General features: G+C 76.9%; 1 pseudogene. It reads left to right on the top strand.

Annotation, left to right across the window (positions count from 1 at the left end):
• A pseudogene (gltD, locus tag KBX53_RS35790) lies at positions 1 to 432 on the top strand (glutamate synthase); the annotation flags it as partial.

Raw genomic sequence — 432 nt, 5'->3', positions numbered from 1 at the left:
ACCGCCGAGCAGTTGCGTGCCGAGCACGACGCGGTGCTGCTGGCGTGTGGGGCGTTGCAGGGCCGGGACACCCCGGAGACCCGCGGGCGGGCGCTTCGGGGCGTACACCAGGCGATGGCGCACCTGGTCGCGGCGAATCGCGCGGTCGCCACCGCGACCACCGACCAGCCGGGCGTCGCCGTGACCGGCGAGGGGCGGCCGGGGCGGGCGGTGCTGCCCGACGGCACCCCGATCGACGCAGCCGGCAAGCACGTGGTGATCATCGGTGGTGGTGACACGGCGGCCGACTGCCTCGGGGTGGCGCACCGCCAGGGCGCCGCGGGCGTGCACCAGCTCGACCTGTACCCGCAGCCGCCGCAGGAGCGCGACGAGGCACGGGACCCGTGGCCGACCTGGCCGTGGGTGCTGCGCAGCTACCCGGCGCACGAGGAG

Origin of the sequence: Micromonospora sp. M51, from assembly GCF_018070305.1 — a bacterium.
GTDB lineage: Bacteria > Actinomycetota > Actinomycetes > Mycobacteriales > Micromonosporaceae > Micromonospora > Micromonospora parva.
This window is presented reverse-complemented; position numbering and strand designations above follow the sequence as displayed.